The sequence below is a fragment of the Pirellulales bacterium genome (genome assembly GCA_035499655.1).
GTDB lineage: Bacteria > Planctomycetota > Planctomycetia > Pirellulales > JADZDJ01 > DATJYL01.
The window spans coordinates 1-9410 of record DATJYL010000091.1; the positions used below are offsets into that span (position 1 = coordinate 1).

General features: G+C 52.6%; 5 protein-coding genes. All 5 read left to right on the forward strand.

Annotation, left to right across the window (positions count from 1 at the left end):
• The first annotated feature begins 526 nt into the window (after positions 1-526).
• Complete coding sequence (locus VMJ32_06510) at positions 527-691, forward strand: hypothetical protein (protein HTQ38659.1); 165 nt, start codon at positions 527-529, stop codon at positions 689-691.
• Between the two features lie 273 nt (positions 692-964).
• Entirely contained in the window at positions 965-2593 is a 1629-nt protein-coding gene (locus VMJ32_06515) for a recombinase family protein (protein ID HTQ38660.1), read from the forward strand.
• A gap of 65 nt (positions 2594-2658) precedes the next feature.
• The gene (locus VMJ32_06520; GenBank protein ID HTQ38661.1) at positions 2659-4611 is read left to right on the forward strand and encodes a recombinase family protein; all 1953 of its coding nucleotides are present in this window, start codon (positions 2659-2661) and stop codon (positions 4609-4611) included.
• Positions 4612-5099: 488 nt separating this feature from the next.
• The gene (locus VMJ32_06525; GenBank protein HTQ38662.1) at positions 5100-5327 is read left to right on the forward strand and encodes a twin-arginine translocase TatA/TatE family subunit; all 228 of its coding nucleotides are present in this window, start codon (positions 5100-5102) and stop codon (positions 5325-5327) included.
• A gap of 549 nt (positions 5328-5876) precedes the next feature.
• A partial coding sequence (locus tag VMJ32_06530; protein HTQ38663.1) for a hypothetical protein occupies positions 5877-9410 on the forward strand: 3534 nt, incomplete at its 3' end.

The window sequence follows — 9410 nt, forward strand, 5'->3', positions numbered from 1 at the left end:
GATTACAATCACCATCGGCCCCACAGTGCGCTGGGACAGCGGACACCGGAGGAGTTTGCGATTTTTTCAGCGGGGGCTAGCCCCCGCTGAAAACCCTATTTTTCTAGCATTCCAACTGGATCAAAGTTGGGGAGCAGGTCATAAACCCCGATTCTCTCACTAACACTGGTACAAAGATTGGGGGATAGTCAACACGAACAAACCCCACAGGAACATCAACACGAACGGGAAATGGAGCGCTGAGCGCACTTCACGAGCAAGATTCAGGCGATTGCGGCGTGAGGAGTTTCGACAGCGAGCGTACTTAAATTGAGAGGGAAAGCGAGAATTAAGGAGCGCAGCAATGCCATTCGACTTGGTTTTCTATACCGTGAGTTGCATCGGTTTCTACAAACTCGGTGTATTCACGCAGAAACATCCAGGCGAACTCACCCGCTACGTGAAGTTCGTCTGGCGCTGGATGCATCAGTAAAAACAGTCAATCGTATTTTGGTCACCATTCACACGTAATTAGAGGAGAATAGTCATGGTCGATGCACTAGGACGATTAATCCAAGTATCAGTGGTCAGCTTTAGCCTGACCTTTTACATCCTGCTCGCAATTGCATTCTTTGCAGCCAAGCGCAATCCAGTCGGAGCCGCGAAGCTTGGGCAGAAAGCCGTGATTTGGTTATTCCGCAAGCTCGTGTGACGGAGTGATCGTCACATGGCGTCGATTACAAGATTTTCGATCCGTCGTGAAAGCCCAGTGTCATTATGCGCGCAATTCGCCCGATTCCGAGCAATTTGCCCGCTGATGATACAGTTCCAGCCGGGACCGTTTCTTGGATCACGGCTGAGCTAATCAATCGGACGATAAAAACTTGGCAGCCATACTATACATCTGTTCTATCCCGCGAAGAAGCCGTTATAATACTCACTAACGTAGGTCGGTTGTTCGGCGCTCTTTCGCGAGGACGTAGCGATGAAGAGATACGCAGCTCTGGCACGGGTGAGTAGTCGGGAACAAGAACGCGAAGGGTTCTCACTGGAGATTCAGGAAGATGCTCTGAAGCGCTATGCTGCTTCTGCCGGGGGCGAAATCGTCAAGTTCTTTCGCATCGCCGAAACCGCCAGCAAGCGTGATGAACGCAAGACGTTCAAGGAACTGATCGCCTACGCCAAGAAGCATGCCATCGAACTGGACGGCTTGCTGTTCTACAAAGTCGATCGTGCTGCCCGCAATTTATATGACTATGTGGAACTAGAACGGCTGGAGTCTGAATATCAGGTGCCGTTCATTTCGGTGTCGCAACCGACCGACAACAATCCGGCCGGCCGTATGTTTCGTCGTATGCTGGGAAATATGGCGAGCTACTATACCGAACAACAATCGGTCGATGTGCGGGAAGGCTTGGCCCGCCGCGTGCAAGAAGGCTGGTTTGCCAGCCGTGGCCCCTACGGCTACCGCAATGTGCGGAAAAACGGCCGCAGCACGGCAGAAGTCGATTCGCCGGCCGCCGACAATGTGCGGCGGATTTTTCATCTGTACGCCTACGAGAATCAAACGCTGGATGGCGTGGTAAAGATACTGTCGGACGAATGCCGGGTTTATCGGTCGGCTTCCCGCAAATTCAATCGGGCGATCGTCCATGAAATACTGCGGGATCGGGCCTACATCGGGGAAGTCGAGTTCCGGGGACAATGGTATCCGGGCAAGCATGAACCCATAGTGGATCGGGGCACGTGGGAGCGGGTGCGTGCGCTCCTGGGCGGGCACGTCTATCAGTCGCATGAACTGACGTATGCCAGCGATTTGATCCAATGCGGCTACTGCGGCCATCCGCTCACCGGGGAACGCAAGACGAAAATGACCGGGATGGGTAAGCGATCCTATGTTTATTACCGCTGCACCTATTACAACGTGGCTGGGCATCCGCGAACGCGGGTCACGGAACGCGATCTGGACCAACAAGTGCTGGCCGTCTTTGACCGCATCCGCATTGAGGATGAAGGTGTGCGGGAGTGGTTCCGCGAAGTGCTGCGTTCGCAGACTCGCGATGCTCAAGCCGATGCCCTGGCTCGACGGGCGGAATTGGAGCGGCAAGTTGCGTTGACGATCAACCAGCAGGAACGGTTGTTGAATCTGCTGATCGACAATGTTCTCGATCAAGACGCCTTCGCTCGCAAGCAGACCGAATTGCGGGACCGATTGGCGAGTTTGCGGCTACAGCTTGAAGTGTTGGACCGTTCGCGGGATGAAACTGCGGAGTTGGCGGTGAAAGTTTTTGAACTTTCACAAGTCCTTAGGAGAGAGTGGCTTAGTGCAGATTACGCCGCGAAGCGCCGAATTATGGAAATCGTGTTTTTGAACTGCCGACTCGACGACACAACTCTTGTCCCACAAATAAGAAAGCCCTTCGACGTGCTCGTCGAAGGGCAGTTTGTCCAGTCAAGTCGGGGCGACCGTCGTTGCACCATTGTGAACGAAACTATTGGGCTGAGTTTAATTCGCGGAATATTGCCACAACGCGTTTGCTTCAAAGGGGATGCGTTAGACGCATTTGTCGAGGCTGGGTTGTACGCCAAAAAGGCGCGACGATCTGACAAGTAGGCTCCGCGATTCTAACTAGCTGCTCTCTTGGCGGTGACATCCATGTCGCCCCAAAGGAGAGCCTTATGTTGCGCCCGCGCGTTCCGATCGTTGCTCCATCGGGGAGAAAACTTCGGGTTGTAATCTATGCCCGCTATTCCAGTGCAGAGCAACAAGCGAGCAGCATCACCGATCAATTCGGCTTCTGCCAAAAGTTTCTTGATGCAATGGAGGTCGAGTACGAACTTACGCTGCTGTCCGATGAGGAAGTGTCGGGGGAGCTAAAAGATCGACCCGGTATTAATGAAGTTCGCAGGGGGATCGAATCGAAACGATGGGATTTGCAGCTCAGCGAAGATAGCAGCCGGCTATTTCGTAACCACAGTGCTTGCTTCGAGCTAGTGGAAACTGCTGTGGATAACGAAATCCGCGTCGTTTGTATCAACGATTACGTCGATACCGCAGAGCCTGATTGGCCGGCACGGCTCCATGAAGCCCAGCGCCACCACTGCGAATCCAATCGCTACTTGCGAATGCGGTTAGAGCGCACAGTGGAAGGGCTCTGGAAGATGGGAGCTGCAGTTGCTCCGCTCCGGACCGGCTATCGTCGACGTGCTTCCGTTCCGGCCACGGCCACGGAACCCGAGAAAGGACCTTTCTTCGATGAAATCGAGCCCAAATGGATACCCGTCACCAACGAGGTATATAGGCGGGTCGCCAACCTCGAGCCATTGTGGTCGGTGGTGCAATATGCAGACCAGCAAAAACTGCCGAAATGTCGAGATACGTACTCACCCTGGACAGAAGCCGACATCATCAGGCTAATTCGCAGAACAATATACCGCGGGGTAGAGACTTTTCGTGTAACAGTCCAAGTGAAAAAACTGCGTACCGGAAAGAAAAGAGCTGCAAAAAATGCAATCGAAAAACACTGGACCCGGGAGATGCCCCACTTGCGAATGATTTCTGATGACCTCTGGTTCAGAGCCAATGATGCGATCACGGGAAGGAGGACGAGGAAAGAATACCCTTCCGACGACGCGCACCCGCTAACTGGCATTCCTCGGGATTCGCGTGGACCTTTGTCGACAATCTTTGTTTGCGGTGTTTGCGGCGGAAAGATGTACGCCGGAAGCCGCACCAAAGGCGGCTACTACTGCAGCAACGTGGGCAAGGGAAAATGCTGGATGAAGGCGACAGCGGACCGTTTCTTGACGCATGGAAATATTTCGCGGGCAATATCCGAGCGAATTCTATCGGTAACGGAACATAGCGACGATCTTGTTGCTCTGGTTGGCAAATACTATGCGGAGGACGATAGTCCAAAAGATGAATTGATCTCTGCAGGAAAAGAACTTGTCAACCGTGAACGTCGCTGCCAACGATTGGCCGCTGCAATCGCGGATGGCAAGGAGGCTCCAGAATCACTATTGAAGTTATTGCGTGAAGAAGAACATCGGGTGATCCGCCTGCGCGCCAGAGCCGAAGAATTGTCCAAGGAAATCGCCAATGTCCGGAAGCCTCCGACACGTGAACAGATTCTTGCTGCAATCCAGGAAGCGTCGACCCAGTTATTAACGTTCGATCGCACGACCGGAATCTTGCTTCGCAGACTTCTTGATGGGCCAATTCGTGCATTTCCTTATATGCAGTTCGGAAACAATAAGGTAGTGCTGCGGGCGGAGTTTAGACTTTGTTTGGTTAAGATCGCAGCTTTGAACATGGATGAGTGCCTATTAGCAAATCAGCAGATTGTTCCAGCAGAGCTTTTGGCACCGATCAACGTGCAGGTCGACTTATTTACGATGTCTGCCGAGATAAGCTGCGCGGTGCGGGCCGCCGAACTTGCCGTGCAGGGTTTAACTTGTCAACAGCTTTCCGCAAAGTTAGGTATCTCCGTAACATCAAGCTGTACTGCCAAGAACATTGGTCTAGCAATGAAGAAAGCAAGTGTGCTTGATCCCTATACGCGGCTCAATAGTCCACCCCAGGCAGCCAGCCGGTGGAAGATAAGGCCAAGTGGTCCGCCGCCCGATTAAAGGCTACGGCGACGGATTGCGAGCAGGTGTATACACGTTCGACCGCGGCCGCCCCTCGAGGGCGGCCTTTTTTTAGCCTTCGCAGATTTCCTTGGTCTTCGACTGTGCGGTTTTTAGTGTGGTTCAGGCAGCGTACGGGGGAACTAGAATAAGTAACTCACCAGGACGGCTGAGCACCCTGTTCTCAATTGACTCGTATTCCTTTATGACATATTGATTTGCGTCGTTGAATCACTTCAATTTAAGCCACCTTTCGGTCCAAACTGTTAGCATTTTCGCCTTTAGAAGGTGTTTTTGGGAGCGAATGCTTGGTCCCGATGGTATGGCACACAGGCTCGTCGAAGCGGTCGTATAGCGGGGGCGCGGGCCTATCGGGAAACAAGCCGAAAGGTGATCACTGTGCTAGTTGCTTCTTAGATACCAGGCGACTATATAAGAGGCAGTTCGTTCCTCTTGCAAGTATGAATCCCTTTCCTCAGAGGTGGCCAATGATCTTTGCATGGCTAAGTCCGCTGCACATTTTCGTTGTGGCGATCGTCGTGGTTGTGTTGTTTGCACATCGAATCCCTCGTTTAATGAGATCACTGGGGACTTCGGCATTTGAATTAAAGAAAGTAATGCGTGGTGAAATAGAGCAACAACAAATAGGAGGTAGTTCTGCCAGCGGCACAAAGGATGTGCTGCCAACGTGTGGAAATGTTTCGGAAGGCCAGTAATGCTAATATTGGCACCCCTGAACATCTTGCTCCCTAATTTCCCTATAACATCGTAAGAACTCCTTCGAATAATTGTTATTGTTCGGCCAGGTTAGCGCTCTCGCAACGGCAAAGCCATCTCTGAATTAGCAAATTACATTTCAGGATTTGTAATTCTTATTTAGGCCCAGTTCCGAATGATCGGCTCTCCGGCTCAAAGCGCGGTCTCTGGGTGGAATTTCTTCACCAAAGTGCCCCCCTCTTGAAAATGGATCGAGCGGCTCCATAATGTCGGGACTTTTCTGGCGGCAGTTCCGATTCTAGTGCTTGAAGACAAAACCATCCTAGGCTTCGCCCCTCTACAGCGAAGCCACAGCCATTGATAGGCATTGAGAAGGGGCTCGGAGGTGTTCGGACGTCGCGCGCACATAGGCAATCGATTGCTGTGCGATTGCAGTCCATATCCATTGAAAACGCAAGTTCGGTGAGCTGAAACTTATGGGCAAATCATCTGATTTGAGGTCCGCCAGTCGTGCTCTTTGGAATTCTGGCACTTCCGCGAGTTCGCCGATGCGGCTCAGTCGTCGCGGCTTCCTTGCAGTCGCCGGCGCAGCGTTGTCATCCACTGCATGGGCAAGCGACATTCAGACGAAACCCACCGTTGAAGTCAAAGACGACGAGCTGGGAGGCCAAAAGTTATCCGTTAGCGTCGGTTGTTATAGGTGGGAATTGCTTACGAGGTCGTTCGGACCACGTGCCAACAAAGCACCAACGCTGACGCTCACAACAGATCCGGGTCCGATTTACACCATTCGTCTAGAGTACGCGACGATCGCCGGAACGAATCTGCGTTTGGATCTGGAGGTGAGGATTCGCAATCCCGGCAACGGTTGGGAGATCGACATAGCAGTCAACGGAAAGCAGAGTGACCTCGCCGAGCCGCCACTACTGCTGGATTGGTTGACCGGACAGACGAGTTTCGATTTTGAATCCTCACCGGCGATTCCACCACGTTTCGTCATCGGCGGCAAAGAAATATTTGCGACGAATCCTAAAGGCACTTCAATTCTGCAACTGCTATGCATTGGGGCTAACCATGACCAGCAACAATGTTTAGACCACCTCCGAGTACTTCATCCAGTGATTCATGGGCCGTTGCAGTTGCGAATTGGTTTTCCCGGGAAGGGATCGGAAGACCCTGGGGGCATCGACTTTTCAAGCGCCACGGTGCATCTGCTTCACAGTTTTGATAATCGAGATCTTGAGCATTCCTTTCTCAGTGATTTGTCGGAAAGAATACCACCCTTCGTGGCAGGCTCCGGCTTCGACAGCCAAAAGCCCTATGCGTTATTTGTGCTGAATGAAGTGAAGACGCCTGTTAGGCCATTTTCCCTAGCACGCGTCACGGACATGGCATCCAAGAGGGATCAATTCAGTCACACACTGCATTGGACGCCAGATCCGAAAACTGGACTGTTTGGCATGCTCTCATTCGGCGGGCCAAAAAGCGCCGATGCTGTCGTGCGCTTCGAGGCCCCCGCAATTGTTGAATTGATCGGTCCCGGCGCGAGCCCACGAGGAAGCCGTCTTCACTTCGACTACTCTCAAGTGATGGGGCTGGCTAGCAGATTTCAGGAGCAGGTCCACTTCACGGCCGCCTTCGCACCACCTCCAAAACAAATCCAACCGGATCAGAACAAGGAAGCCGAGTCACCGAAAAATGAGGCGAATAATGTATCAATTGATAAGCGGCCGCTCGGAGCATTTTTTGAACTGGATAGCATGGCGTTTTTGATTGATGGTCGGCGAGACGAGCCGCCAGACTCGAACGGTGAATCTATTGTTCGGATTGAATGCGGCGCCAACATGCACGGCATCAGAATTCCCATTCGGCTGCTACGCGCACATCTTCCTGCAGCGGGCGCATCGCTGGCCATGGTCGATTATCCAGGGACGATCGATTATCCAGGGATTGACGCGACTATTTTGATTGGAGAGGGAACGGCTGAGCCGAATTACCAGGAATCGGACTTCAACGAACTACCCTCCGACATGGAAAAAACCTGCGGACCGTTTGGCAGGCCAATGTTGCCGATTATTCGTTTAGGAAATCGCTGTAAATTCTACGCTTCGCTTGAAAACGCGCAGATGAGCGTCAAGCGGAGTGCCGACTTGTTCGATCTCGTATTTGAATTTAAGTCTTATTGGATTAAATCGGGCTCGGGCGTTACATCTCTGGATCGTCGCATCCCAGCAAAGTTTCAGGCGATTTGCAATTGCCCAACATTAGTTGCGGTATTTCCTCCGCAGCATGTCGAGGAAGAGGTCTTCGAGAAACCTCCTCAAGAGCTTGCACACACGCTAATCTCCGGGAACACCAGGATCGCGATGCAAGGCATGGGCGATTGTCACGACCCTCATCGCCAGGTGTTCGACTTAACGATCGAAAATTTGACGGACTGGAACGATCTAGCTCTGGCAGTGCACCGCCGGGCGTTGCCACCTGATTCTGATACACAAACTCAGATTGAAGCGGTCGGCCTTCGCAAGGATGTTTCGCGGACAGACGCCCAGGTACTTTGGCGCGAGGCGATGCTGGAACTGGGAGTGAAGGAGCATGCTAAAGATTTTAAGTTTATCACGCAGATTGAAGCTGTTTCGGGTTTGATTACCTCACCTGACGCGCTGGGAAGGTTCAACACGCCGCGAATCGCTCCAGTAGCATCCAGCCGCGTTCCACTATGGGCCGCGAGACTGGATTCGCGCCGAGCGAGCAATCCGAGCGAAGCTGCAAACGCCTGTGTAAGAGTGATCCATGCTCGCGATGCGAAGCTCAATTTCATGGCGCAAGGTGGGTGCAAGGATAATGACTTTGTTCCATTCTATTCGACGCTGACCGCGCGCGACCGATCGGAATTATTGGTGCTGACCAGCGGATTTGCGCTGCCATCTCTGCGCCGATTGAAAGTAGATCAAAACGGGCCGCCCAATCCGACATCATCGACGACGGCAGATCCGAAACAACAGTTTATCGACGATCCCAAGGGAATGGTGTTTCGGCCCGCTGACGCAGACGATTACGCTTTTGTATCCAAAGACACTGATGATTACCAAGTCACAAAGCCAGACGGTACCGGCACCGTGACAGTATCAGTTCCTCAAGAAGGCATTTTGGTTCCTCGACCGTTTCAAGAGTACGATTTGACGCTTTCATCGCTGAAGGCCAATTTGCGTTCGCTGTGGCAAGGCGAACCCCCGGCTCCCTACGTTAGTGATAAAGTAGGATTCGTCCAATTCTATCAAGAAGCTTTAAATGTCGAGGGATATACGCATCGGGCTAGCTATGGCCGCGATGCGTTCGTCCAAGTTTCTTATAAAGGCTTTCTATTTCCGCTTGGCCACCGGGTGGCGTTGATCAAGCTCTGTGAGCGCCAGGTTTTGCCGGCGCGCGGCAATTCCGATCTCATCGATCCCACAGCCTACTTAATCAAACGGAATATGATCTGCTGCAAGCGACCGGTTAAGCCTTACCCGGCGCTTGGCCAGCCTTATTCCGGAAGGCAATTTCCTGCGGCGAGCGTCGAGATGTTGACCGTAATCACGCCCGACATTATGGATCCGGATGAACACCCGGATGAGCTAATCCATTTGCCGACGAGTGTTGATCCTCATACTCCGCCCTGCAGCGATGGCTCGCCGCCTGCACCAACCGTGGGTCGCGTCTTCTGGCCTCGAACGGCTCCCGGAGAAAAGGTCGGAGAGAACCAGTATGGGAACGAAATCAAATTTGAGTACCGCATTGATGGTTCCGCAACACCCGTGACATCGGCATTGATTTTTGTGGATAACACGGCCGCCCATGATCCGAAAACCATGGAGAGCCTGCTCAATTATTACAACAATCCGGATGGAAAGCAGGATGCCAAAGAAGCAGCGGTTTGCCAGGAATTGCGCACAGCTTATCACTCCAACGCTGTACGAAAGTACGCGCCTAGCTTGAAATCGGGCGAGACCAGTTTCGAAACGCATCGATGGTTACTCGGCGCCAGCGCCAAGTTCGCTGCCCAAAGCACTCCGTCGTCAAACAGCGATTTCATAATGGAT